This is a genomic window from Streptomyces sp. SLBN-8D4, from assembly GCF_049739545.1.
Lineage (GTDB): Bacteria > Actinomycetota > Actinomycetes > Streptomycetales > Streptomycetaceae > Streptomyces > Streptomyces canus_C.
Genome location: NZ_JBMGQC010000001.1, coordinates 367,617 through 392,597, shown reverse-complemented (window position 1 = coordinate 392,597; position 24,981 = coordinate 367,617). Strand labels below are relative to the sequence as shown.

15 protein-coding genes and 2 pseudogenes are annotated in these 24,981 nt (G+C 71.2%); 2 read left to right on the top strand and 15 right to left on the bottom strand.

Going from position 1 to position 24,981, the window contains the following annotated elements:
- The first annotated feature begins 37 nt into the window (after positions 1 to 37).
- Entirely contained in the window at positions 38 to 1,861 is a 1,824-nt protein-coding gene (locus RKD20_RS01725) for a thiamine pyrophosphate-requiring protein (protein ID WP_424876038.1), read from the top strand.
- A gap of 36 nt (positions 1,862 to 1,897) precedes the next feature.
- On the opposite strand, the gene RKD20_RS01720 is transcribed toward RKD20_RS01725, so the two are convergent.
- The 8 genes and pseudogenes from RKD20_RS01720 to RKD20_RS01685 all read right to left on the bottom strand — a co-directional run bounded on the left by RKD20_RS01720 (position 1,898) and on the right by RKD20_RS01685 (position 8,724).
- A complete protein-coding gene (locus RKD20_RS01720) occupies positions 1,898 to 2,341 on the bottom strand; it encodes an SRPBCC family protein (protein ID WP_424876037.1) in 444 nt (147 codons plus the stop codon).
- A gap of 14 nt (positions 2,342 to 2,355) precedes the next feature.
- On the bottom strand, positions 2,356 to 2,712 hold the full coding sequence (locus RKD20_RS01715) for an ArsR/SmtB family transcription factor (RefSeq protein WP_424876036.1): 357 nt from the start codon (positions 2,710 to 2,712) through the stop codon (positions 2,356 to 2,358).
- The gene (locus tag RKD20_RS01710) at positions 2,709 to 3,176 is read right to left on the bottom strand and encodes an SRPBCC family protein (protein WP_424876035.1); all 468 of its coding nucleotides are present in this window, start codon (positions 3,174 to 3,176) and stop codon (positions 2,709 to 2,711) included. Before RKD20_RS01710 ends, RKD20_RS01715 begins: the two co-directional genes overlap by 4 nt.
- A 200-nt stretch (positions 3,177 to 3,376) precedes the next feature.
- On the bottom strand, positions 3,377 to 4,624 hold the full coding sequence (locus tag RKD20_RS01705; RefSeq protein ID WP_424876034.1) for an MFS transporter: 1,248 nt from the start codon (positions 4,622 to 4,624) through the stop codon (positions 3,377 to 3,379).
- A 332-nt stretch (positions 4,625 to 4,956) separates the two neighbouring features.
- Positions 4,957 to 5,301, bottom strand: a pseudogene (locus RKD20_RS01700) (NADPH:quinone reductase); the annotation flags it as partial.
- A gap of 500 nt (positions 5,302 to 5,801) precedes the next feature.
- Positions 5,802 to 6,929, bottom strand: coding sequence for a GH12 family glycosyl hydrolase domain-containing protein (locus RKD20_RS01695; protein ID WP_424876033.1), 1,128 nt, complete (start codon positions 6,927 to 6,929; stop codon positions 5,802 to 5,804).
- Positions 6,930 to 7,120: 191 nt separating this feature from the next.
- On the bottom strand, positions 7,121 to 8,143 hold the full coding sequence (locus tag RKD20_RS01690) for a LacI family DNA-binding transcriptional regulator (RefSeq protein WP_424876032.1): 1,023 nt from the start codon (positions 8,141 to 8,143) through the stop codon (positions 7,121 to 7,123).
- A 272-nt stretch (positions 8,144 to 8,415) separates the two neighbouring features.
- On the bottom strand, positions 8,416 to 8,724 hold the full coding sequence (locus RKD20_RS01685; protein ID WP_424876031.1) for a hypothetical protein: 309 nt from the start codon (positions 8,722 to 8,724) through the stop codon (positions 8,416 to 8,418).
- Positions 8,725 to 9,090: 366 nt separating this feature from the next.
- Between RKD20_RS01685 and RKD20_RS01680 the strand changes: the two genes are divergently transcribed.
- Positions 9,091 to 9,453 carry an ACT domain-containing protein gene (locus tag RKD20_RS01680; RefSeq protein ID WP_424876030.1) on the top strand — a complete coding sequence of 121 codons (363 nt, stop codon included), beginning with the start codon at positions 9,091 to 9,093 and terminating at the stop codon, positions 9,451 to 9,453.
- A gap of 667 nt (positions 9,454 to 10,120) precedes the next feature.
- On the opposite strand, the gene RKD20_RS01675 is transcribed toward RKD20_RS01680, so the two are convergent.
- From RKD20_RS01675 to RKD20_RS01645, 7 genes and pseudogenes are all read right to left on the bottom strand, one after another.
- Positions 10,121 to 12,736: a non-ribosomal peptide synthetase gene (locus RKD20_RS01675; RefSeq protein ID WP_424876029.1), complete on the bottom strand. Its 2,616-nt coding sequence runs from the start codon at positions 12,734 to 12,736 to the stop codon at positions 10,121 to 10,123.
- A gap of 40 nt (positions 12,737 to 12,776) precedes the next feature.
- Positions 12,777 to 13,601 carry an SDR family oxidoreductase gene (locus RKD20_RS01670; RefSeq protein WP_424876028.1) on the bottom strand — a complete coding sequence of 275 codons (825 nt, stop codon included), beginning with the start codon at positions 13,599 to 13,601 and terminating at the stop codon, positions 12,777 to 12,779.
- 18 nt (positions 13,602 to 13,619) lie between these two features.
- Positions 13,620 to 14,330 (bottom strand): thioesterase II family protein, encoded by a 711-nt coding sequence (locus RKD20_RS01665; protein WP_424876027.1) that lies wholly within the window; start codon positions 14,328 to 14,330, stop codon positions 13,620 to 13,622.
- Between the two features lie 38 nt (positions 14,331 to 14,368).
- A complete protein-coding gene (locus RKD20_RS01660; RefSeq protein ID WP_329257549.1) occupies positions 14,369 to 14,581 on the bottom strand; it encodes an MbtH family protein in 213 nt (70 codons plus the stop codon).
- 42 nt (positions 14,582 to 14,623) lie between these two features.
- Positions 14,624 to 18,631, bottom strand: coding sequence for an amino acid adenylation domain-containing protein (locus tag RKD20_RS01655; protein WP_424876026.1), 4,008 nt, complete (start codon positions 18,629 to 18,631; stop codon positions 14,624 to 14,626).
- Between the two features lie 38 nt (positions 18,632 to 18,669).
- Positions 18,670 to 21,051, bottom strand: a complete 2,382-nt coding sequence (locus tag RKD20_RS01650; protein WP_424883122.1) for a condensation domain-containing protein — start codon at positions 21,049 to 21,051, stop codon at positions 18,670 to 18,672.
- Positions 21,052 to 21,157: 106 nt separating this feature from the next.
- Positions 21,158 to 24,976, bottom strand: a pseudogene (locus RKD20_RS01645) (amino acid adenylation domain-containing protein); the annotation flags it as partial.
- Between the last annotated feature and the right edge of the window lie 5 nt (positions 24,977 to 24,981).

Sequence of the window (24,981 nt, the reverse complement as noted above, 5' to 3'; positions counted from 1 at the left end):
CCACCGAACACACACGTCTCATCGGAAAGGTCAGCACATGTCGATGAAGGTCTCCGACCACATCCTCGAACGGCTGCGCGCCTGGGACGTCGAGCACGTCTTCGCCTACCCGGGTGACGGCATCAACGGACTGCTCGCCGCCTGGGGACGCGCCGACAACAAGCCCCAGTTCGTCCAGGCCCGGCACGAGGAGATGTCCGCCTTCGAAGCCGTCGGATACGCGAAGTTCTCCGGCAAGGTCGGCGTGTGCGCCGCCACCTCCGGCCCCGGCGCCATCCATCTCCTCAACGGGCTGTACGACGCGAAGCTGGACCACGTGCCCGTCGTCGCGATCGTCGGGCAGACCAACCGCAGCGCGATGGGCGGCTCCTACCAGCAGGAGATCGACCTGCTGAGTCTCTACAAGGACGTCGCCTCCGACTTCTGCGAGATGGTCACCGTCCCCGAGCAGTTGCCCAACGTCCTCGACCGCGCCATGCGCACCGCCATGGCACGCCGTTCGGTGACAGCCGTGATCGTCCCGGCCGACGTGCAGGAACTCGACTACTCGGCGCCCGAGCACGCCTTCAAGATGGTCCCCTCCAGTCTGGGCATGTCCCACTACGCCCCGGTGCCCGCCGACCCCGACGTCGAGCGCGCCGCCGAGGTCCTCAACGCCGGTGAGAAGGTCGCCGTTCTCATCGGCCAGGGCGCCCGCGGGGCCCGGCAGGAGGTCATGGAGGTCGCCGACCGGCTGGGCGCGGGCGTGGCCAAGGCCCTGCTCGGCAAGGACGCCCTCGACGACGACCTGCCCTATGTCACCGGTTCGATCGGCCTGCTGGGCACCCGTCCGTCGTACGAGCTGATGCAGGACTGCGACACGCTGCTGGTCATCGGATCCAGCTTTCCCTACACGCAGTTCCTGCCCGAGTTCGGCCAGGCGCGCGCCGTGCAGATCGACATCGACCCGCACATGGTCGGCCTGCGCTACCCGTTCGAGGTCAATCTCGTCGGCGACGCCCGCGCGACACTCCAGCGGCTGCTGCCGCACCTGCGGCCGACCGGGAACGACGCCTGGCGCAAGAAGATCGAGAAGAACACCGTCCGCTGGTGGGAGGTCATGGAGCGGCGCGCCGCGGTGGACGCCGACCCCATCAACCCCGAGTACGTGGCCCACGCCCTGAACGCCCTGCTGCCCGAGAACGTCATCCTGGCCGCGGACTCCGGGTCCGCCGCCAACTGGTACGCACGCCACCTGCGGCTGCGCGGCGACATGCGCGGCTCGCTGTCCGGCACGCTGGCCACCATGGGACCTGGCGTCCCCTACGTGATCGGCGCGAAGTTCGCACACGGAGACCGTCCGGCGATCGCGCTCGTGGGCGACGGGGCGATGCAGATGAACGGCCTCGCCGAGCTGATCACGATCGCCAAGTACTGGGAGCAGTGGGCCGATCCGCGCCTGGTGGTGGCCGTGCTCAACAACCAGGACCTCAACCAGGTCACCTGGGAGATGCGGGCCATGTCCGGCGCGCCGCAGTTCCTGCCCTCGCAGTCCCTGCCCGACGTCGCCTACGCCGATTTCGCCCGGTCGGTGGGCCTGGGCGGGATGCGGATCGAGAAGCCGCAGGACGTGCAGGGCGCCTGGGAGGCGGCGCTGGCAGCCGACCGGCCCTTCGTCCTGGACTTCCGCACCGACCCGGCCGTGCCGCCCATCCCGCCGCACGCCTCCTTGGACCAGATCGAGGCCGCGGCGCTGTCCGTGCTCAAGGGCGACAGCGACCGCGCCGCCATGGTCCGGCAGGGCTTCAAGGCCAAGGTCCAGGAAATGCTGCCCGGCCATCGGCACCGCGAGGACCGGCCCGGCACCGGCGAGGGGCGTTGACACGCAAGGAGGCGGTGGAACGGCTGGATCGACAGGTCAGTGCCAGTCGCTGATCTTCACGTCGCGCGGGTCGGGGGCACCTTCCCCGGTTTCGAGGAGTTGCTTGAGACTCAGCAAGAAGGTGGCCCACTTGGTGCTGCAGTGGTGCATGAACTCGACCGGCTCACGCCAGCCCTCGTGCTTGAACAGCACGATCGTGTAGTCGCCGTCCTGCCGGAGATCCCACTGCACGCTGGTGCCGATCCATTCCTGCGGTCCGTCCACGACGTCCCAGCGGACGAGCCGGCCCGGATCGAGCTCGGCGACCTTCATGTCGAACCCGCCAGGCCCGAACCGGAACTCGATCACGCCGCCCGGGTCGGTCCTTCCGGACGTCTTCTCGGTCCACCAGCCGGACAAGCCGTCCAGGGTGGTCAGTGCCTCGTACACCTGCTGCGGCGAGGAGTGCTCGACGCCGATGCGGTGAAGGATGTCTGCCATCTTCTTGTTCCTCTCTACTGTTTCTTGTCGGTCTCGTTGTCCGTGTCCTTGCCGCGCTGGATCGTCTCGGCGATGCGCTTGATGCGCTGGAGACGGGAGTCCCAGGCAGCGCCGACGTCGGCGAGCTGGGCGACGGCACGGGCGAGCTGGGCCTGATCGACACGGAACTGCTTCTCGCGGCCGGCGGTGATGGCGTGCACCAGGCCGACGCGGTCGAGGACGAGGAGGTGCTTGGCCACCGCCTGACGCGTCACCGGCAGCTGCTCGCTGAGGCTGGTCGCCGTCCCGCTGCCTTCGCTCAGCAACAGGTCCAGCATCCGGCGCCGGGTCGGGTCGCCGACCGCCGACCAGAGCTCGTCGTCCACCCTCACGCTTGACCACCAGCTCCGACCTTCGCGGCGTAAGCCGGCAGCCGCGGCAGGTAGAAGTCCCAGCCGGAGGCGTGCTCGGCGTATCTGGCGGCAATCTTCGCCTCGTCCCAGCCGCGCTCGCGGAAGCCGCTCTCGGTCATCCGCAGGAGCGTCCCGGACCCGGCGGGTGTGAGCTCGAAGACGACCAGGTTCGAATTGCCGGGGGCGGCCGACTCTCCCTCCTCGTGGGTCCAGCGGAAGGAGAAGAGCCGTGGCGGCACGGCGTCGACGACCGTGAACTGCACCCAGGTGCCGCCCTGCGAGCAGTCCCCGAAACCGATCCGCCCCGCTCCTCCGGGCACGGCCGGGAACTCCGCCTCGTCGGGCCACCACTCGCGCAGGTGCTCGGGACTGCTCACCACGTCGAAGACGACCTCGGGTGAGGCGTCGATGTGGATCTCCCGCTCGATTGTTCCGAATTCCATGCCCGCCACCTTCTGCAACGTTTGGTTGCACATCAAGCTAGCCGACTTGGAGGAGACGCGCAACCATTAGTTGCGTGAGGATGCGATCGGCTCGGGGCTCGTCGCAGGTGCCCGAGCCGTCTGTCATCCGCCGATCGTGGTCAGCCGGAGCCTGCTCTCCTCGATCGGGGCCTCTCGCCGGCACGGCCATCCGTGTGCGGTCACGCGGCCTCCTTGAGGGGCAGGTCCTCGGCGATGGGGAGCTGACGTCGCGGCATGAGCAGCAGGGTCCCCGCTGCCAGTGCGACGGTGACGCAGCACAGGTTCATCATCGTCACGACACCCAGCGCCTCACTCAGCAGTGAGCCGGCCAGCATGCCCGACAAGGAGGCCGCCGCCTGGAGGAATCCGTTGGTGGCGCTGACCCTGCCCAGTACGGCGTCAGGGGTGTGACGGGCGACGAACGTCCCGCTGGTGATCGTGAAACAGACCATGGGCGCCCCGATGGTAAGGAACAACACGAAGCTCCACCCGATCACGGGGGTGTTGAAGGTCGCCGCGAAGGCCACGGCGAGCGCTGCCAGGGAGCCCACCAGCACAGTCCTGTCGGCGAGCCTCGCGGTGAGTGCGCGGCTGAGTGGCACCCCGAGCAGGAGCCCCGCACCGAAAGCCCCGAAGAGCAGGCCGAGGATCTGGGGTGAGGCGTGCAGGACCCGGTCCATGTACGGAATGAGGCCGACGTTCACGGCGGACGTGGCGAGCGCGAACAGAGCACCGGATGCCGCCAGCGCCGCCAGCCACGGGTCGCGACGTATCCGCACGACTCCGTCGCGGACCTCGGCGACCAGCCTGCCTCGCTGCCCCCGCCCCGCCCCGGCGCTTCGGTGCGCGGTCGTCCGCGGCCGGTAGCGGACCATCGAGAGGCACAGCGCCGAACACGCGTAGCTGATCGTGTCGATGGCGACGACCGCTGTGAAGCCCAGGCCGCCGTACGCGGCCCCGCCCAACGGGCCGCCGACGAGCCGGATGGAGCCGGCGATCAGGGCGCTCAGGGAGTTCGCCGCGTGGAGGTCGCGCTCACGGCCGACCAGTTGCGGGAGCAGGGCGGCGGAGGCCGGGTTGAACAGCTGACTCAGGGTCGATTCCAGGACCAACGCGACGTAGATCAGCCACACTTCGTCCGGACTGTCCACCCACAGCATCAGCGAGACCGTCATCATGCGGGCCAGGTCTGCGACGATCATGACGCGCAGCCGGTTCCAGCGGTCGACGAGAGCCCCCGCCAGTGGACCGAGGACCAGTGCCGGGATCGTTCCCGCGGCAAGGGAAAAACCCGACGCCATGGCGGAGCCGGTCAGCTCCAGGACGTAGTACGGGACGGCGAGGAGCAGGAACCAGTCGCCAAGGCTGGACAGCAGTTGACCGGACGCCAGGAACCGGTAGTCCCGGATCCGCAGCACACTGAACACGAGTGTTCCTTCGGGATGGAGGTCGGGCCCGGGCCTGTGCCCGGTCACCGAAAGGCGGCCCAGTACCCCGTGGTCATGAGGTGGTCCGTGCCGTGCATCAGGTACGCCGTGGCGGAGTGCCTGTGATCGCCTCGTCGGAAGCGCTCCCAACGTAACGTACAGGATGTACAGAACGTAAGATGCGTGCATGGCTGTGAGAGTCGAGTGGTGCGAGCCTGGTTCGAGTCGGCGAAACTGACGGCCCTCGCGCTGCCTGCGCAGGGCTGTGCGGCGAGGCTACGGCATCAGCGCGAACCTGCCGAAGACCTCACCCGCGTCCGTCTTCCGGAGCCCGTCGCGCCGAGACGGCGCAGCCGCTCGCCGCGCTCGGCCGACGAGGTGGTGACCGCCACCGCGGCGATACCACGGCGGGCAGCGAGTTGCGCTGCCATGATCCCGATACTGCCGGCCGCGCCACGCGTCAACACGGTCTCCCCGGGAGCGAATTGGGCGCGGTGAAGCCCGGAGTGGGCCACCGCGCCGGAACTGCCGAGCGCCACCGCGGCAGCGGTGGACAGGCTGCTGGGCAGGGGAACAATCTGCTCGACCGGCGCGACGGCCTGTTCGGCGTAGCCCCCGCCGGTGCCGGTGAAGCCCCAGACCCGCCGACCGATCCACGACGCGTCGACACCGTCACCGTGAGAGACCCGCGCATGGCAACCCATCGATCGACTCGGCCATGGTGACCCGGTGTCGTCCGAAACCGGCCCGTGTACGTCAGTCGATCGCGGGACGGGTTCGAACGGACATCTGCCGTCCCGGAACTGGGGGGAGCTCGCACTGCGGCAGGGCCGCGAGGCGGACGTCGAGCTCACGGGCGACAGGTGCGACGGTAAGTCCGCCGGAGCGGGCCCGGGGCCGGAGATTCATGTCGGCATGGTTCGCCGCCCTCGTCTGACTCGGCTCCTGCGGGGGTCGGCCCCGCCGTGCACCTGCCGCCCGCCGGCTCCTCGGTCGTCTCCGGCACCCGGCAGCCTCTGTCACTTGCTGTGCGGGCAGGGATTCCAGGTCGCATCCACCGCATGGGGAGTGGAAAGTCGCCGGGATCGCGCAGCGCCCAACGGGCCGTGACACGTCCCCTGCTGCGGCGAGGCGGAGCATCGCATCGGGAGGCGTCGGCTCCGGAGGCGGAGGTGGATCACGCGGTCGTGCAGGCAGTGCCGTTCAGGCTGAAGGTTGAGGGCTTGGTGAACGTGCCGCTGGAGGTGCCCTGGAACCCGAAGGTCGCCTGGCCGCCGGCCGCCAGCTCGCCGTTGTGGCTCACGTTGCTCGCGGTGACTGCTCCTGAGGACCCGGAGAGGTTCGCGTTCCAGGCGTTGGTGATCTGCTGTCCGGAGGGGAGGGTGAACGCGAGCTTCCAGCCGCTGACCGGGGTGGCGCCGGTGTTGGTGATGGTGACGTCGGCGGTGAAGCCGCCCTGCCAGGCGTTCGTCGCGTACGCCACCTTGCAGGCCGTGGAGCCGCCGGGGGTGCCCGGGCCGGAAGAGCCCTTGTTGACGGTGGAGGAGAACGAGGTCACGGCGAGGCCCGCGCCGTTCTGCCAGGGCTCGAAGCCGGCCTGAACACTCGTCAGGTACCAGCTGTTCTGCGCGAGTCCACGGGAGACGGCCTGCCGGACGAAGTCCATGACGTCGAAGTTCCAGCTGCTCATCGCTGACGGTGCGACGAACGAGAGCACGTCGTTCGTGCCGTTGCCACCGGACCACACCTGCCAGTCGCGTCCGCCCACGGTGGTGTTGCCGACGGGGGAGCCGATGGGCTGGACGGAGCCGACCCTGTTGAACCAGATCATGATCTCGGTGCGGTTCACGCCGTCGGTGCGGGGTGCGGGGTCGAGCCAGATGTCGTACGCGGCGTCGTACACCGCGTTGTTGACATAGTTGAAGGAGATGCTCGAAGGGGCGGTGGAGATGCTGCTGAGCTGAGCGGGAAGGTTGGTGCCGGGCGAGCAGTTGGTGTAGTGGCAGCCGTTGAAGATGGACGGATACGACTTCGGAGCGCCGTTGGTGGGGACGGATCCGTCGGCCTGGGCGATCCTGAATCCCGAGTCGGTCGCGGTGACGCACTGGGTGGCGCTGGTGCCCCAGCGGTTGTTCTGGACCACGTAGCGACCCTGGACGGTCGTCGAACCGAAGGTGTCGCAGATCGTGGTGTCGGCCTGCGCGACAGGGGCGGTGGTCAGCAGTGCGGCGAGCGACACGAGCGAGGTGAGCAGCGCGCCGAGCAGGCCACGCGCGCGGCGGGCATGGTGCGGTGAAGGACGCATGCGGATCCTCTTCAGGGGTGGGGGAGGGACAGCGGAAAAGGGGCTCCCATGACCTGATGAATGGGAGCGCTCCCAATCCTGGTTTCGGCAGGACTGTAGGGATTTTTCAGGTTCATGACAAGGGTGACAGCAGGAACAGGTTGGGCCGATTTGGTAGACGCAGGTCAGGCGGGCGATTGGGCAGGCCGACCTCAGGTGGACTCGCGGATCACCAGCTCCGTGCGGAGGATGACATGACGCCAGGCCACGGCGCCCTCCTCCATCTCCTCCAGGAGCAGTCGGATCATGGCCCGTCCGACCTCCTCGATCGGCTGACGCACCGTAGTCAGCTGTGGTTCGGTTCGCCGAGCCAGCGGAAAGTCGTCGAAACCGATCACGGCGACATCCTCGGGCACCCTGCGTCCCGCCGCGCGCAGAGCCTCCAGAGCCCCCGCGGCCGTGGTGTCCGACGCCGCGAGGACGCCGTCGATGTCCGGATGCCGTTCGAGGAGTTCGGTCATGGCGCGGCGCCCGCTCTCCGCAGTGAAGTCGCTTTCGGCGACACGGGTCCGCTCGGCCTTCATGCCCGCCAGCGCGAGAGCCTCTTCGTAACCGCGCAGCCGGCACTGAGCGGCGTGCAGGTCGAGCGGCCCGGTGATGGTGGCGATGACCCTGCGGCCCCGCTGGACGAGGTGGGAGACGGCGCTGCGTGCTCCACCGACGTTGTCCATGTCGACGTAACTGACGTATTCGTCGCCCGAGCGGCGTCCCAGCAGCACGGTCGGCAGCCGGGCCTCGGCGAGCATGTCGGGCAGCGGATCGCCGGCGTGCACGGACATCAGCAGGACGCCGTCGACCCGGCCGCCGCGCGCGTATTCGAGGAAGCGCTGCCGTTCGGCGTCGGAGCGGACGAGGGTCAGCAGCAGCTGCATTCCGGTGTCGGTCAGGGCGTCCCCGAGCGAGGTGACTATCTCGGAGAAGAAGGGTTCCGCGAACTGCCGCCAGTCCGGCTCCGTCATGACCAGGGCGACGGCATCGGCCCCTCGTCCGGCCAGGGAGCGGGCCGCGAGATTGGGCACGTAGCCGAGTTCGTCAATGGCCCGCTGGACGGCCCGACGTGTCGACTCCTTCACGCCTGTGGCGTTGTTGATGACGCGGGAGACCGTGCCTCGTCCCACCCGCGCGTGGGCGGCCACTTCCTCCAGCGTCGGTGTCCCCGGGCGTCGCCTGCCCATGCCACCTCCCCCAAGAGATCACCGATCTTACCGGCCGGAGGGGGTCGCGCACACGACTTCACCGGGGGGTGCGTGACTGACGGTCGTCCTCCCCCCAATGATTGGGAGCGCTCCCGATCTGCGTGACGATACGGGGAGTTGGGCGGAGGGGGTGCCGCCTGTGGGTTCGGCTCGGCGTGTGGCAGGGGAGCACAGTCAGCGGGCCGGGCAAACGTGTGGCGCCACCCATCCGTCGAACGGGATGGGCAGCGCCACGCGTCGAAACCGGAAACCTATCCGGGGAACGGCTTGCTCGCGTCGTCGTCAGCCTTGATGCACGCGTCGAGCTTCTTCTGGAGGGCGGCCGCGTCGTTGAGCGCCTTCTTGGCCGCCGCGGTCTCCCCCAGCTGCTTCAGCTTCGCCGCCTTGGTCTTGAGGTTGGCGATCTGCTGGCGCAGCTGGCTCGTGTTGCAGGTGACGGAGGCCTTGACCGATACCCCGCCCCGGTCGGCCGACATGGCGGCGTGAGCGGGTACCGACGTGATGAAGAAGCCACCGACGATGGCCGCGGATACGGCGAGCGCGGAAAAGCGCTTGGTCATGAGTTGTTTCCCCCAGATTGGGTTTGCATGGGTCGGAGTGGATCTTACAAGGCATTGTGACTCGCCAGTAACCAGGTCTGGGGCCGAGAGGGAGGGCCTGCGTGCGCTCCTTCAGCGGCGAAAGGATGCTGTGCCGCCGTCACCAGGCGGCGGCAGTAGCCGGGCATACTGGCGATCACGCGGACAGACTGGTCCGATCGAGCCGATTCCCGCCGGTGTGACCCGTTGATGCCGGTACTCGGGATGGCTGTCACGCGACAGGAGGACTGGTGGATGGCTCATGACGGCGACGTCCAAGGCAATCGCTCGGATTCTGGTCCCACCTCCCCAGGTGAGTCGCGCCAGCGGAGCATGATTTCGACACCGGTGGCTCGAACTCAGAACCTGCGCGTGCTCAAGGGCCGCTTCGTTCTCGCGCGGGTGGCCGACAACCGCGCGGTCGCCGCCGATTCCAATCTGCTCGCGCTCGTGCTCGGTCCGGACGGAGGCGCGGCGATGCTCCGCGACGACACGGCAGAGGACGGATGGGCGGCGCTGTGGAACGGCGACGACGCGCACGACCCGGAGGCGACGGGGATGCTCAGCGCCGTCGTCGCGCCGCTCGCCGCCGCCGAGCTCCCGGTCTGGACAGCCGCGAGCTACGACGGCGACCTCGTGCTCGTCCCGGCCGACCGGCTTGAGGAAGCCATCGGCGTACTTCGCCGGGCCGGCCACCAGGTTGCCGTGTGACGGAGTCGGGACAGGACGAGCGGTGAAGCCTTCGCGCAGCGGCCACGTGCCGGTCGACGGTCTGAACCTCCATCACGAGGCGTACGGAGAGCTCGGCACGTCGCGAACGGCTCTCTTGCTGGGGCACGGCCGTACGCCGGACACGTCACGGGACCTGCCCCACCCGCATGTCCCGCCGTCAACAAACTGGTCACCCCGTCGGCCGCCTGTCGCCGGGACGGCAGGTATCCGTCGGTGGTGGAGTGCGTCGAGAGTTCAGGAGACAGCGGACAGTGGGCCGGTACGGCGGTCGAGAAGGCGTTCTTGAGGCACACGCCGGATGCCGGGGCGTCAGACGATGGACACGACGGATGCGGTCATGGTTGTCAGGGATGCCGTGACCACACAGGAACCGGACCCGGATCGAGCGAGCGCAACGGATCTTTCTCCTACGACTCGTCCGGGACGACCACGCCCACCACTGTGCGCCCTCAGCAACGTCCTGACCCGTGCCCCTGCCCGACCGAGGGGCGCCACCGACTGAACGCCCGGGCGCGTACTGCGTGCCGTGTTCCGAGGGCGGGCCGGCGAGCCGATCCGGATCACGGGGGCAGAGGAGCAGTGGCGCGCCACCTTGGACAATCGGCAGGTCCGTCGCACCCGGCGGACAGCTCATCAGCGTCCGGGATCAAGGCGACGCTTCACCGAGACTCGCAACGGTTCCTCGGACGGTGGGGCTTCGGTACAGCTCGCGCAGCCGGATGGACGGAAGGCCGCGGGCGCGCAGGGCGGCGGCGATGCGGACGGCGAACAGGGAGTTGCCGCCGAGCTCGAAGAAGTCGTCGTCGGGGCCGACGGGCACCCCCAGTACCTCGGTCCAGACCTTCGTCAGTGTCTCGGTGAGGTCGTCGTCGGCGTGGGCGGCCGGGGCGATGTCCCGGGCCGGCTGGTGGAGAGCGGTGGGTGCGGGGAGCTTCGTCCGGTCGAGCTTGCCATTGGTCGTCAGGGGGAGTGCCTCCAGCGTGGCCACGGACGCGGGGAGCATGTACTCGGGCAGGATGCCGGCGGCCCGTCGGCGGACCGCGCCGGGGTCGCCATGGCCGTCGGCAAGGACCACGTAGGCGTCGATCCGGGTGGTGGCGGCGTCGGTCGGATCGTCCTGGCGCACCACGACGGCCGCTGCCCGGACATCGGGGTCCTCCAGCAGGACGGAGCGGATTTCGTCGAGTTCGATGCGGAAGCCGCGGATCTTGACCTGGTTGTCGATGCGTCCGAGGTGTTCGAGGTGGCCGTCGGGTCGGAGGCGGCCGAGGTCGCCGCTGCGGTACATGGTGCCGCCGGTGAAGGGGTCGGGGACGAAGCGTCTGGCGGTGAGGTCCTTTCGGTCGAGGTAGCCGTGTGCGACCCCGGCGCCGCCGACGCGGATCTCGCCCGTGATGCCGGGTGGCAGCAGTCGGCCGGCCTGGTCGGTGACGTAGAGGTGCCAGCCGGGCAGGGCGCGGCCGACGGAGCGGGTGGATGCGAGGGCCAGTCGCCGGGTGAGTGTCTGCTGGGTGACGTGGACCGTGGTTTCGGTGATGCCGAACATGTTCACCATTCGGCAGACGGACTCGGGGTGCTGGTCGAACCAGGGGAGCAGCATGCGTGCGTCGAGTGGTTCGCCGCCGAAGACGACGAGACGGGCCGCGATCCGGGTGTGGTCGACGTCCAGCAACTGTGCGAAGGCGGAGGGGGTTTGGCTGATCACGGTGACGTTCTCGGACACCAGTAGGTCGCGGAAGCGGTCGGGTTCGCGGGAGACGTAGTGGGGCACCACGATCAGCCGTCCGCCGGTGAGCAGGCAGCCCCAGATCTCCCAGACCGAGAAGTCGAAGGCGCTGGAGTGGAACCAGGTCCATACGTCCTCGTCGCTGAAGCCGTACTCCTCGCGGGTCGCGTCGATCAGGGCGATTACGTTCTGGTGGGGTACCACGACGCCCTTGGGGCGGCCGGTGGAGCCGGACGTGTAGATCACATAGGCCGGATCGTCGGCGTGGGCGGTCGGCAGTGTCGACTCGGCGGGTGTGTGCAGGAGTTCGTCCGGTGTGACGGGCGTGCAGCCCGCGGTCTCGGGCAGCCGGGTGACCATCACGCCCAGCCCCGCGTCCTGTGCCGTATGGGCGATCCGGTCCGCCGGGTAGGCGGGGTCGATCGGCACATAGGTCGCGCCTGCCTTCAGCACGGCGAGCAGGGTGAAGACGAGTTCGGCCGAGCGTTCCAGACATACGCCCACCCGGTCGCCCGCCGCCACGCCACGTGCCCGCAGGCCGTGCGCCAACTGGTCGGACCGTGCGTCGAGTTCGCGGTACGTCAGGCCTACGCCGGAATCGGTCAGCGCGACGCGGTCGGGTGTGGCCGACGCGATCCGCGCGAACGCCTCGGGCAGGCTCACAGGCCCACTGGCGAGAGTGCTGGGTGAGCAGCCGAGGGCCACCACGCGGGCGGTCTCCCGGTCGTCGAGCAGTTCGACGTCCCCGAGCGGAGTGTTCGGGCGGTGCAGGACCTGCCGGTGTACGTGCACGAGGTGTCGTACGAACTGTGCGGCGATCTCGGTGGAGACGTGACTGCTCAGGTGGTCGCAGCGCAGCCGCAACCCGCTGGAGTCTCGGTGGATCGAAACGGTGAGCGGGAACGCCGGCTCGAGACAGGGCACGTACTCGGTCTCCGCCTCGATCCCGGCGGAGTGGTCCGCGTCGTCGAAGAGGAGACCCGCGAGCACGGCGCCCGTGGCCGCGACGGGCTTGGACTCGCCGAGTGTGGCGGCCACTTCGACGGTGAGGCTGCCCCGGTCGGTGCCGATGACCGGCGGGGTGTCCGGGTCGTAGCGGCGCAGGGTGACGGCGAGGGCGACGATCCAGCTCGCCTCGTCGCCGCCGTGCTCCAGCGGGACGTAGTGGGCCGTACCGGGGCCGTCGCCGCCCAGCCCCCAGGCGGGAGGCGGCGCTTGGGGGAACGACTCGGGGGTCGACGTGGCGTCCTGCGGTTCCGCGGGCTCCCCAACTACCAGTCGGGTGAGGGCCGTTCGACCGAGATGCCCGCGAGGTGCGACGACGATCAGGTCGGACAGGCCGTCGGCGTAGCGCAACAACACCGTGCGCGGTCGGTCAGCGGGGCGTGCGAGTTCGACGGCGCGTCGGCGTGCGGCGAGGGGGGCCGTCGCCGGCGCGGGGACGTCCTCGACCCACTGTCCCGGCCGGTCGGTCATGCCCGGGAGTCGGAGGCGCAGGGCGTGGCAGTGGGCCGCGGGCAGGAGCGGTCCTGACATCGGCGGGGTTCCTTGTCGTTCGGGGGACGGGGCGGGGCCTTCAGCGGGCGCTGAATCCGCCGTCCACGGTCAGGACTGATCCGGTGATCTGCCGGGACTCGTCGGAGGCGAGGAAGACGACCGCGGCGGCGACGTCCTCGGGTTCGATGAGCGTGTTCATGGGCTGGGCCTCGACGAAGGTCTTCTCGTGCTCGTCCACCGGTACCTCCAGTGCCCGTGCGATCTCGGCGAGCATGCGGCCCTCGGCGTGCGGGTCGTCGCGCACCGACCCGGGGCAGACGGCGTTGACCCGCACCTTCGTGGGTGCGTAGTCGAGTGCGGCGGCCTTGGTGAGCCCGATGACGGCGTGTTTGGCGGCGACGTATCCGGCGAAGTGCCGGTAACCCACGAGCCCTGCGGTGGAGGCGACGTTGACGATGCTTCCGGCGCGCCGGGTGCTCATGGCCTTGCCGACCTCGCGGATCACCCGCCAGGCACCGGAGAGGTCGACGTCGATCATCAGGGTCCACTCGGCTTCGTCGATCTCGTGGACGGGTTTGCCGGAGGGTGCGGCGATGCCCGCGTTGTTGACGGCCGCGTCGATCCGCCCGAACCGGTCCTGCGCGCCGGCCACGGCCTCGCGTACGGCCATGAGGTCGCGGATGTCCGCCGGCGCTGTCAGCACGGCGGCCCCTTTCTCCCGGCACAGCGCGGCGGTGTGTTCCAACTGGCCGGGTGTGCCCAGGGGATAGGGCACGCCGGGCAGGTCGGCGCAGATGTCGAGCAGCGTGAGGTCGGCGCCCTCAGCGGCGCAGGCGAGGGCGATGGCCCGGCCGAGTCCTCGGGCGGCGCCGGTGACGAGGACCGACTTGCCGTGCAGACGCATCGGGAACTCCTTACAGGGTCAGACCAGCTTCGAGACGATCACGCGGACCAGCTCGGGTGCGGCTTCGGTGAGATACATGTGACCGCCGGGAACCTCGACGTGGTCGAAGTCGCGGCTGGACACCTTGCTCCAGGACGCGGCCGCCTCGAAGCCGACCAGGTCGTCCTCCTCGCCCCGGACCACCGTGAGGGGCACGTCCAGTGGGAGCCGGGTGCTGCGCACGTAGGATTCGTGCATCTCCACGTCCGCGCGCAGGGTGGGCAGGAGCAGCTCGCGCATCTCCGGGTCGTCGAGTGCGGGATGGCTGTAGCCCGCGAGCTCGCCGACCCGGGCGAGGAAGTCCTCGTCGGACAGTCCGGTGGCTCGCCGGGCACGGCTGTGATCGGGCTCCGGCGCCCCACTGACGAACAGGTGGGCGACCTCCACACCTGGCTCGGCGACGAGTCGGTGGGCGAGTTCGTAGGCGAGCACGGCACCGAGACTGTGCCCGAAGAGGGCCACCCTGCCGCCTTCCCCACCGAGCCTGTCCCGCAGCTGGGCCAGCAGCCCGTCGACGGCACGGTGTGCGTCCCGGTACGGCTCCTCGTCGATCAGCCGTTCCCGGCCCGGCAGTTGGAGCGCCACGATCTCCAGGGCACCCCCGGCCAGGGCGGCCCAGGGGCGATAGAACGAGGCGCCCGCTCCGGCGTACGGAAGGCACACCAGCTTGGTCGTGTCGCGCGTGGTCATGGTGCGGGGGTCTCCTTGTGCGTCAGGTGTGCGGACCGTCACTCGCCCATGGCCTCGATCAGGCTCTTGGGGCGCATGTCGGTCCAGTGCTCGTTGACGTGGTCCAGGCAGGACGGGCGGCTCGCGGGGCCGTGGACGACGGTCCAACCGGCCGGAACCTCGGCGAAGGCCGGCCACAGGGAGTGCTGGCCCTCGTCGTTCACCAGGACCAGGTGCTCGATGGTGTCGTCGTCGAAGGGGTTGGTGGTCATGAGAACTTCCTCCATGGGTCGAGCGATCGGGGACCGGCCGGATCACGTCGCGAGGTGGCTGTCCAGCACCGCGCCCATCCGTTCCAGCGCCGCCGGCCTGGTCATCTCCCCGTGCGCGCACGGGATGTCGTGGTTGGTGATGCGGCCTCGGACGTACGGCTGCCAAGTGCCGTACCGGCCGGGGACCGCGTCCGGATCCTGAGCGGCGGTGAAGAACAGCAGGTCGCCGCGGTAGGTCGTGGGGGCGAACTCGCCCAGCAGACGCCGGTTGTTCGCTGTCACGCCGACCAGCGCCGCCAGTTCGGCGTCGCTCAGGCTGCCTGGCATGTCCGGCATGCCACGGACCAGTTCCGCGAACCGGGCGTCCGTCAGCGGCTCGGCCTCGGGTGGGGGGACCGGGCGGCCGAGGATGGCCAGGAGGCTGCCCAGCAGCGCCGGGCGGTCGGCCGGGGCGGGGCCCTGCCGGATCCAGCTGCCGGGAAAGGCGTCCAGCAGCGCGAGGAGGGCGATGTCTTCACCGGCCGCCTGGAGGCCGACGGCCACCTCGTACGCGACGAGTCCGCCCATGGAGTAGCCCAGCAGGTGGTACGGGCCGTGCGGCTGGGTCTCGCGGAGGAGAGCGGTGTGCTCGGCGACCGCCTCGGCCAGGGTGGCGACCGGCTCCTGACCTGGTACCAGACCCCGGGACTGAAGGCCGTACAGCGGGCGGCCGGGGGCGAGGTGGCGGACAAGGCCGGCGAAACCCCAGGACAGCCCGGAGGCCGGCGGGAGACAGAACAGCGGCTCGCGGTGCCCTCGGGGTCGGAGCCGAAGCAGCGGGCCGAGCGGAGCCGAGCTCTCGGTGCTCCCGTCCGCTCGGCGGGCCAGCGCTGCCACCGTCGGTGTGTCGAAGAGGGCGCGCAACGGCACGTCCCACCCGAGTACGCCGCGGATGCGGGAGGTCAGCCGGGGCGCCAGCAGGGAGTGGCCGCCGAGGTCGAAGAAGCTGTCGTGGACGCCGACCCGGGCCGGGTCCAGGCCGAGGACCTCGGCGAAGACACCGCACAGCGTCTCCTCGCGTCGGGTGCGCGGAGCGCAACGGGCGGTCCGCGCCCCGTCGGGGGCGGGCAGCGCCTTGCGGTCCAGCTTGCCGCTGGCGGTGTGGGGGAGCGTGTCGAGCGTGACGAACGCCGACGGGATCATGTGGGTGGGCAGGACAAGCGCGACGTGCTCGCGGAGGTCGTCGGCGGGTAGGGCGTCCGTCCCGGTCTCTGTGGGTTCGGCGGTCACGCCCGACGTTCCTGTACCCGGCCCGGCTGTCTGTCCTGCCTGTCCTGCCGTTTCGGCCGGGACGACGTAGGCGACGAGCTGTTTCTCGCCGCGGTCGTCCTGTCGTACGGTCGCCGCGGCCTTGGCGACCGCCGGGTGCGTGGCCAGTACGGCCTCGATCTCGCCCAGTTCGACACGGAACCCGCGGAGCTTGACCTGCTGGTCGGCCCGGCCGAGGAAACGCAGCATCCCGTCGGGCCCGCGCACCGCCAGGTCACCCGTGCGGTACAGGCGTTCCCCCGGTCCGCCGAATGGGTCGGCGACAAAGCGCTCGGCCGTCAGACCGGGCCTGCCGAGGTAGCCGCGGGCGGGGCCGCCGCCCGCCACGTACACCTCGCCGACGGCCCCGTCGGGCACGTGCCGCAAGCCGTGGTCGAGGAGGTGGACGTGGTTGCGGGCGAGCGGGCGGCCGATGGGCGGTCCGGCGCTGTCGCGGGGATCACCGCCGAAGGGGTCGACGCCGGACTGCCAGGCGGTGGCGTAGACGGTCGCCTCGGTGGGGCCGTAGAAGTTGACGATCCGCGCGCCGGGGAAGGCGGCCTCGATGTCCGAGCGCAGCCGTGCGGGGATCGGTTCACCGCCGAGAGCCACGGTGTGCGGTGCGAGGGCGGGTGGTTCGGCCAGTACGGCGGCCATGACCGTGGGGACTCCGCTGATCAGCCCGGCGTCCCGGGGAGTGCCGTCGGTGAGTGCGAGGAGGTTCTCGACGATCTCGACGCGGCCCCCGCACAGCAGAGGCGAGAAGATCTCGAACACCGAGACGTCGAAGTTGAGCGAGGTCGAGAACAGCACCTTGGCCAGCCGCTCGGAACCGAACGCGGTATGCGTCCACTCGACGAACTCGACGGCGTTGCGGTGTGTGGCCAGGACACCCTTGGGGCGACCGGTCGAGCCGGAGGTGTAGGTGATGTAGGCGAGATTGTCGGGTGTCGGCGGTGTCGTGCCGTGGATGCCGGTCAACACCTCAAGGGGATCCGCAGCTTGATGACCCGTCAATTCATGCTCGACGAGCAGCGTCGGTGTGTCCTCGGGCAGCGTCCCGGTCGTCTCGGCGTCGGCGAGGACGACGACCGGGCGGGCGTCGGCGACGATGTACGCCAGCCGGTCCGCCGGGTAGGCGGGGTCGAGCGGGAGATACGCGGCGCCGGACTTGAGGACGGCGAGGACGGCGACGACCAGCTCCGCCGTACGGGGCAGCGCGATGCCGACGACCTGCTCCGGGCCCGCGCCGAGGGCGGTGAGCCGGTGGGCCAACCGTGTTGCCCGGGCGTCCAGTTCGCCGTAGGTGAGGCGGCTGCCGCGGTCGAGGACGGCGTCGGCCTGCGGGGTGGCGGCGGCCTGCGCGGCCCAGAGTTCGGGGAGCGTGCGCGTCGGGGCAGGCGGCAACGGGCCGCGGCGGGGCAGTTCCTCGGGAGCCAGGAGTTCCAGCCGCCCTTGCGGGAGTTCCGGGGTGGCGGCCATCGCTTCCAGGATGCGCACCAGGCGGGCGAGCGTGGCGTCGGCCCAGTCGGCGGTGAACAGCCCGGTGCGGTAGGCGAGCCGGAAGCGGGGCCGGGGGCCGGGGAGGGCCACCAGGGTCACGGGGTAGTGGGTGGAGTCGCGACCACTTGAACCGACGAGCCGGATCCCGCCGTCGGCGTTGGAGTGCGCGCCACCGTCCCCCGTCGCCGCCGGATCCACCGGGTAGTTCTCGAAGACCACGAGGGTGTCGAAGAGTTCCGGGACACCGGCGGCCCGTTGGATGTCGGCCAGTCCGAGGTGATGGTGGTCCAGGAGGTGGACGTAGCCGTCCTGGACCTCCTGGAGCAGGCGGGTGACGGGGTCGGCGGGGCGCAGCCGGATCCGGGTCGGGACCGTGTTGATGAACAGGCCGACCATGGACTCGACGCCAGGGAGTTCGGCCGGGCGGCCGGAGACGGTGGTGCCGAAGACGACGTCGTCGCGTCCGGTCAGCCGGCCCAGGAGGATCGCCCAGGCGGACTGGACGAAGGTGTTCAGCGTGACGCCGAGGCTCCTGGCACGCGCGGTGAGCGCGGCTCCGGTCTCGGCCGACAGCTCGATCCGGGCCTGTGCCGGCTCGCCCGCGCTCAAGTCCGCCCCCGGCGCGAGCCGGGTCGGCTCCGTCACCCCGGCCAGCGCGTCCCGCCAGGCGGCCTCGGAGGCGCCGCGGTCCCGGCGGTCCAGCCAGTGGAGGAAGGTGCCGTACGGCGGCACGGGCGCGAGGGCGGCCGGGGCGTCCCCGGCGGCGTACAGCGCGAGCAGTTCCCGCAGGAGCACCGAGACCGACCAGCCGTCGAGCAGGATGTGGTGGTGGGTGACGAGCAGCCGGTGATGCCGCTCGGAGGTGCGGACCAGGGTGCAGCGCACCAGGGGTGGGGTGGCCGGGTCGAAGCCGCGCTCCCCGTCCCGGTCCAGCAGCTCTGTCCAGGCTTTCTCGGTGTCGATGCCCGGTTCGGTCAGATCGACTTCCGCCCACGGCAGTGCCGCCCGGTGCGGGACGACCTGCACGGGCTGGCCGCCACGCCGTCGCCGGAAGGCCGCCCGCAGGTTGGGGTGGCGTTCCAGCAGCGCCTGTGCGGCGGCGCGGAGACGGCCGGAGTCCAGTCGGCCTTCCAGTTCGAAGACCAGCTGTACGACGTACACGTCGGGGGCGTCCCGTTCGTGCGCGTGCAGGGCGTGGAAGAGCAGGCCCTCCTGGAGCGGGGTCAGGGGGAGTACGTCGGCCGGGGCGGGCTGTGTCATGTCGTCATCTCGTCTCGCTGTCTCTTCCCACTCGTCCCTCAGAAGTCCAGGCCCGCCGCGAGTTCGGCCAGTTCGTCCCGGGACATGCCGGCCACCGACATGCCCGCGACCGGCTGCGCGGCCGCGTCGCCGCTGCGGGACACGAGCGCGGTGAGCGCGGAGAACCAGGACTCGGCCAGCGTCCGCACCTCCGGCTCGGCGAGGACACCGTCGGGAAAGGACCAGTGGGCCAGCAGCTGGGGTCCGGTGTCGGTGTCGCGGACGACCGCGCCGACTTCGAGGACGTGCGCGGCGCCGAGAGCGGGGTCGGCACCGGTGCCGAGCGCCGCCGACTCGGGGGCGAAGGCCCACGGCACGGTGCCGGTGGGATCGGGGGCGGTGAACCGGCCGAGGTAGTTGAAGCCGATGGCCGGAGCGGGCACCTTGGCCAGCTCGGGTGCCGTGTCCGGGTTGAGGTGGCGGAGGAGGCCGTAGCCGACACCGTGGTCGGGCAGTTCCCGCAGGTGCTCGGTGACGCCGCTGACGGCAAGGTCGGTCGCGGGCCCGGCGGCCAGGGCGTCGGCCACGTCCACGCCGGTCAGGTCGAGGTGGACCGGGTACAGCGAGGTGAACCATCCCACGGTCCGGGACAGTGCCAGCCCCGGCGCCAGTTCCTCCCTGCCGTGGCCCTCGACGTCGACCACGACATGCGGGGAGCCGTACCGGTCGGCGAGGGCCAGGGCGAGGCCGGAGAGCAGGACGTCCTGGACACCGGCACGGAAGACGGACGGGACGGTGGTGAGCAGCGGGCCCGTGATGTCGGCCGGCAGGGTCAGCCGCAGTGAGCGCGTCGTGGCGGTGGTGTCCCGGTCGGGGTCCAGAGGGCGCGAGCCCAGAGGGAGATGCGGGGCGGCGGCGATCCGCTGCCACAGCTCGACCTCGGCGACCCGCGACGATGCGCGTGCCTCCTCCTGGAGCACCGTGGCCCAGCGCCGGAACGAGGTGCCGACGGCGGGCGGTTCGGGATGCCGTCCGGCCGTGAGCGCCTCCCAGGAGGCCTGGAGGTCGGGTACGAGGATGCGCCAGGACACCCCGTCCACGGCCAGGTGGTGGACGACCAGCAGCAGCCGCCCGGGCCGGTTCGGTCCGGCGTCGAACCACACGGCACGCACCATCGCGCCGGCAGCCGGATCGAGCAGTCCGACGGCCCGGTCGAACTCCTCGGCGACGGCCGGGTGAAGGTCGGCCGTGCCGGAGACGTCCCGCCGGTCGAGCAGGTCGGCAGCGCGAACCGTGCCGACGGGGCGGACGCGCAGGACGGGCGCGCTCTCCGCCTCCGGATCGGTGACGAGCCGGCCGGTGACGAGCTGTGAGCGCAGCATGGCGTGGTGGTCGAGCAGCGTTTCCAGGGCGTCGGTCAGCCGGTCCGGTCCGGCCTGGGCGGGCACTGTCAGCAGGACGGACTGGCTGAACCGGTCGATCGGGCCGCCGCGTTCGAGCAACCATCGCATGACCGGGGTGAGCGGGAGCGGCCCCACCGCGTCGTCTGCGGCGCCTGGTGAAGCTATGGACCCCGGGGCTGAGGCCATGGACCCTCGGGGTGAGGCGACGGACCCCCGGGCCACCGCCGCCAGTTCCCGCACCGTCTGGTGCTTGAACACGTCCCGGGCGCTGATCACGACCCCGGCCTCGGCCGCCCGGCTCACCAGCCGGATCGAGGAGACGCTGTCCCCGCCGAGAGCGAAGAAGTCCTCGTCGAGGGGGACGTGCGACAGGTTGAGCAGCTCACCGAAGAGCGCGGCGAGGACGCGCTCGGCCGGGGACGCCGGTTCCTGCGCCGCGGGCGCGGGCAGTGCCTCGGGCTCGGGCTCCGCGCGTTCGGGCTCCCGCATGGGCCGTCGTTCGTCGTCGCCCGCGAGGTCCACGTCCTCTATCCGCGCCCCGGGATCGGCGGCGACGGCGCCCAGGAAGCGCACCAGCGCTCGCGCCAGCCGCTCGGCCGTGGCCGCGTCGAAGAGGTCGGTGCTGTACTCGGCGACGCCGTCGATGCCCGCCGGGACGCCGTCGGCGTGGCGGCGCTCGCGCAGGTACAGGGACAGGTCGAAGCGGGCGGCCCCGGTCTCGACCGTCTCGACGCTCACCTCCAGTCCGGGCAGGTCCGGCTCGGGCTGCGTGCTGTGCCCGGTGAACGCCAGCACGACCTGGAAGAGCGGATGCCGGGCGAGGCTGCGCTTGGGTGTGAGGGCGTCCACGAGCACGTCGAACGGCACGTCCTGGTGGGCGTAGGCAGCGAGGTCGAACTCCCTCACCCGGTCCAACAGTTCGCGGAAGGTGGGGTTGCCCGAGGTGTCCGTGCGCAGGGTGAGGCTGTTGACGAAGAAGCCGACCAGGTCGTCCAGCCTGCTGTCGGCGCGTCCGGCGACCGGCGTGCCGAGGACGATGTCGGTGCCCGAGCCGAACCGGGTGAGCAGCGCGGCGAATCCCGCCCTGGAGGACCATGAAGAGCGTGACCCTGGAGTCGGCGGCGAGGCCGGCGAGCCGCGCGTGCAGGTCGGCGTCGACCGTGAGGGCGGCCCGGTCGCCGTCGCCGCTGGGCTCGGCGGGCCTGGAGCGGTCGGCCGGCAGGGGCAGTTCGTCCGGCGCGCCCGCCAGCGCCTCCCGCCAGAAGGCGATGTGCCGGCTCATCGGGCTCCCGGGCTCACCCGCGGAGCCCAGCAGCTCGCGCTGCCACTGCGCGAAGTCGGCGTACTGGACGACCAGTTGCGGCCGCTGAGGGGTGTGGCCCCCGGTCCGCGCCGCGTACGCGGCCGCCAGGTCGCGCATGAGCGGTGCCATGGACCAGCCGTCGACGGCGATGTGGTGGGCGAGCAGCAGCAGGACGTGGGTGTCGGCGCCGAGCGTGTACAGGGTGGCCCGCAGCGGGGTCTCGGTCGACAGGTCGAAGCGGTACCGCGCGGCGGCGGTGAGCAGCGCGGGGAGTTCGGCCTCGGTGGTCCGCACGACAGCAAGGTCCGGGCGGCCTGTCTCCGGGGTGAGGATCCGCTGGTACGGGGCGCCGTGGAAGTCGGGGTGGAGGGTGCGCAGCGGTTCGTGGCGTTCGACGAGGTCGGCGAGGGCAGCCCGCAGCGCCTCCGGGTCGACGGGGCCGGCCAGACGCAGGGCCCACGGGACGGTGTAGGTGGTGCCGCCGCCGTCGAGGCGACTCATGAACCACAGGCGTTGCTGGGCGTACGACAGCGGGATGGGCGCGTGCCCGCGTTCGTACGGGGCGAGTTCGGGCCGCCGTACGCCGTCGGTCTCGCGCAGCAGCTCGGCCAGCCCGGCGGGCGTCGGCGTCTCGAAGACCGACCGGACGGGCAGCGCGGTGCCGAGCGCGGCCCGGATCCGGTCGGCGAGACGCATGGCGAGCAGGGAGTCGCCGCCGAGGTCGAAGAAGGCGTCGTCGGCTCCCACCCGGTGGGCCGGCACACCGAGCACGTCGGCGAACAGACCGCACAGGATCTCCTCCTGCGGGGTGCGCGGGGCCCGGCCCCCGCTCTGTGCCGACGGGGCCGGCAGGGCGGCGCGGTCGAGCTTGCCGTTGGCGGTCAGCGGCAGCCGGTCCAGTCGTACGACGGCGGTGGGGACCATGTGCTCCGGGAGCGTGCGTCCCGCGTGGCGGCGCAGCGCGTCGGCATCCACGGCCGCTGCGACGACATAGGCGACGAGCCGCCCGTCCCGTACGAGGACGACCGCCCGTGACACGTCCGGGTGGCCGGCGAGCGCCGCCTCGACCTCGCCCGGTTCGATGCGGAAGCCGCGGATCTTGACCTGGTCGTCGGCACGGCCCGCGTACTCCAGCTCCCCGTCCGCCGACCGGCGCGCCAGGTCGCCCGTGCGGTACATGCGAGTCCCGGGCGCCCCGAACGGATCGGCCACGAACCGTCCGGCCGTCAGCCCCGGCCGCCCCAGGTATCCGCGCGCCAGGCCCGCTCCGGCGATGTACAACTCGCCGGTCGTGCCCGGCGGTACGAGCCGAAGGCCCGCGTCCAGGACGTACGCGCGCAGGTCGGGGAGGGGGTGCCCGATGCTGCTCCTGCCCTCGCGCGCCGGCTCCTTGGTGAGCGGCAGGCCGGTGACGTGGACGGTCGTCTCGGTGATGCCGTACATGTTGACCAGGACGGGTGCGTCCTGCGGGTGCCGCGTGTGCCACTCGGCGACCCGTGCCGTGTCCAGGGCCTCACCGCCGAAGACCACGTACCGCAGGGCGAGCCGGTTCCCGGTGTCGGGCAGGGCGCCATCCGCGCGCAGGAGTTCACCGAAGGCCGACGGCGTCTGGTTGAGCACCGTGACCCGTTCGCGCACGAGCAGCCGCAGGAACTCCTCCGGGTCACGGCTCACCGCGAACGGCACGATCACGAGCGTGCCGCCGTGCAGCAGGGCTCCCCACAGTTCCCAGACCGAGAAGTCGAAGGCATAGGAGTGGAAGAGGGTCCACACGTCGTCGGGCCCGAAGTCGAACCAGTGACGCGTGGAGGCGAAGAGCCGCACGACGTTGCGGTGCGGTACCGCGACGCCCTTGGGGCGGCCGGTGGAGCCCGAGGTGTAGATCACGTACGCGGTGCCGGCCGGGTCCGGGAGCGGCAGCCGCGGTGGGGTCGACGGCTGATGCCGCGACGCGGCGACCGTGACCACGGGGATGGCGCACTCGATCGGCGCCGTCGCGTCCGCAGCGACGAGCAGCACCGGCTCCGCGTCGGCCAGCATGAAGGCCAGCCGCTCCGCCGGGTACTCGCGGTCCATCGGCACATAGGCGGCACCGGTCTTCAGCACCGCGAGGACGGCCACCACCAGGTCCGGTGTGCGGGGCAGCGCCAGCGCGACCAGGCGCTCGGGACCGGCGCCGTGGTCGGCGAGCAGGTGGGCCAGACGGTTGGACCGCTCGTCGAGTTCGGCGTAGGTGAGGCGGGTGCCGTCGTGCACCACGGCCGTGGCGTCAGGGGTACGGGCCGCCTGCCGGGCGAACAGCTGGGGGAGCGTGTCCTGCGGTGGCGCGGCCGCGATGCCCGGCTGCGCCAGCAGCTGCTCGCGCTCGCCCGGCAGCAGCGCCTCGATCTCACCGACCGGCCGTGAAGGGTCGGCGGACAGCGCCGCCAGGACGGTGGCGAAACGGTCCAGCAGAGTGCGGGCGCCGGTCTCGTCGTACAGGTCGGGCCGATAGGACAGGCGCAGGGCCAGCCGGCGGCCCGGCAGCACGGCGAGGGTCAGCGGGTAGTGGGTGGCGTCGCGGCCGTCCAGCAGGGTGACCTGTGACGTGCCGGCGGCGGCGGGTTGGTTCTCGAAGGCCAGCAGGGTGTCGAAGAGGTCGCCTGCGCCGGTGGTGCGCCGGATGTCGGCGAGACCGAGGTACTGGTGCGGGAGCAGGGCCGCCTGTCGGGCCTGCAAGCCGGTGAGGAACCGGGCGACGGTGTCGCCGTCGTCCCAGCGGACGTGGAGGGGAACGGTGTTGATGCAGAAGCCCACCAGTGAGGTCACGTTCGGCAGCTCGGGCGGGCGGACCGTGACGGTCTGGCCGAACACCGCGTCGCCGCGGCCGGTGAGCCGTCCCAGCAGTAGGCCCCAGGCGCCCTGCACCAGGGTGTTGAGGGTGACGCCGACCGCCCGCGCGGCCGCTTCGGCGCGGGTGGTCTGTTCCGCGGGCAGTTCCACGATCAGTTCGTGCGGAAGCACCGGCGCGGCCGATGCCCCGGGGGCCAGCAGGGTAGGTGCGCTCAGTTCGGCGAGAGCGTCCTGCCAGGCCGCTTCGGCAGCGGCACGGTCCTGCCGGGCCAGCCAGGCCAGGTAGTCGCGGTACGACGGCGGGGGCGGGAGCGCGGCCGGGTGCTCGCCCGTGTAGAGGGCGCCGAACTCACGGAAGAGCAGGTGCTTGGACCAGCCGTCCAGCAGGATGTGGTGATTGGTCATCACCAGCCGGTAGCGGTCCGGTGCCCACCGCACGAGCAGGTGGCGCAGCAGAGGCGGCCGGGCGAGGTCGAAGCGGCGGACCCGCTCCTGGTCGAGCAGCCGCTGCCAGGCGGCCTCCCGCCCGTCCTCGTCGTACGCGGACAAGTCCGCCTCGGCCCAGGGGAGTTCGAGGTCCGTGGGCACGATCTGGATGGGCGCGCCGGTATCACGGCGGCGGAAACAGGCGCGGAGGTTGGGGTGCCGGTCGAGCAGCGCCTGTCCGGCGGCGCGTACGGCTGCGGGGTCGACGGCGCCCGTCAGCTCCAGCACCTGCTGGGCGGCGTAGACGTCGGGTGCTTGCTCGTCGTCGTACTGGGCGTGGAAGAGCAGCCCCTCCTGCAACGGCGACAGGGGCAGGACGTCGGAGATTCCGGACCGGGTCACCGTGG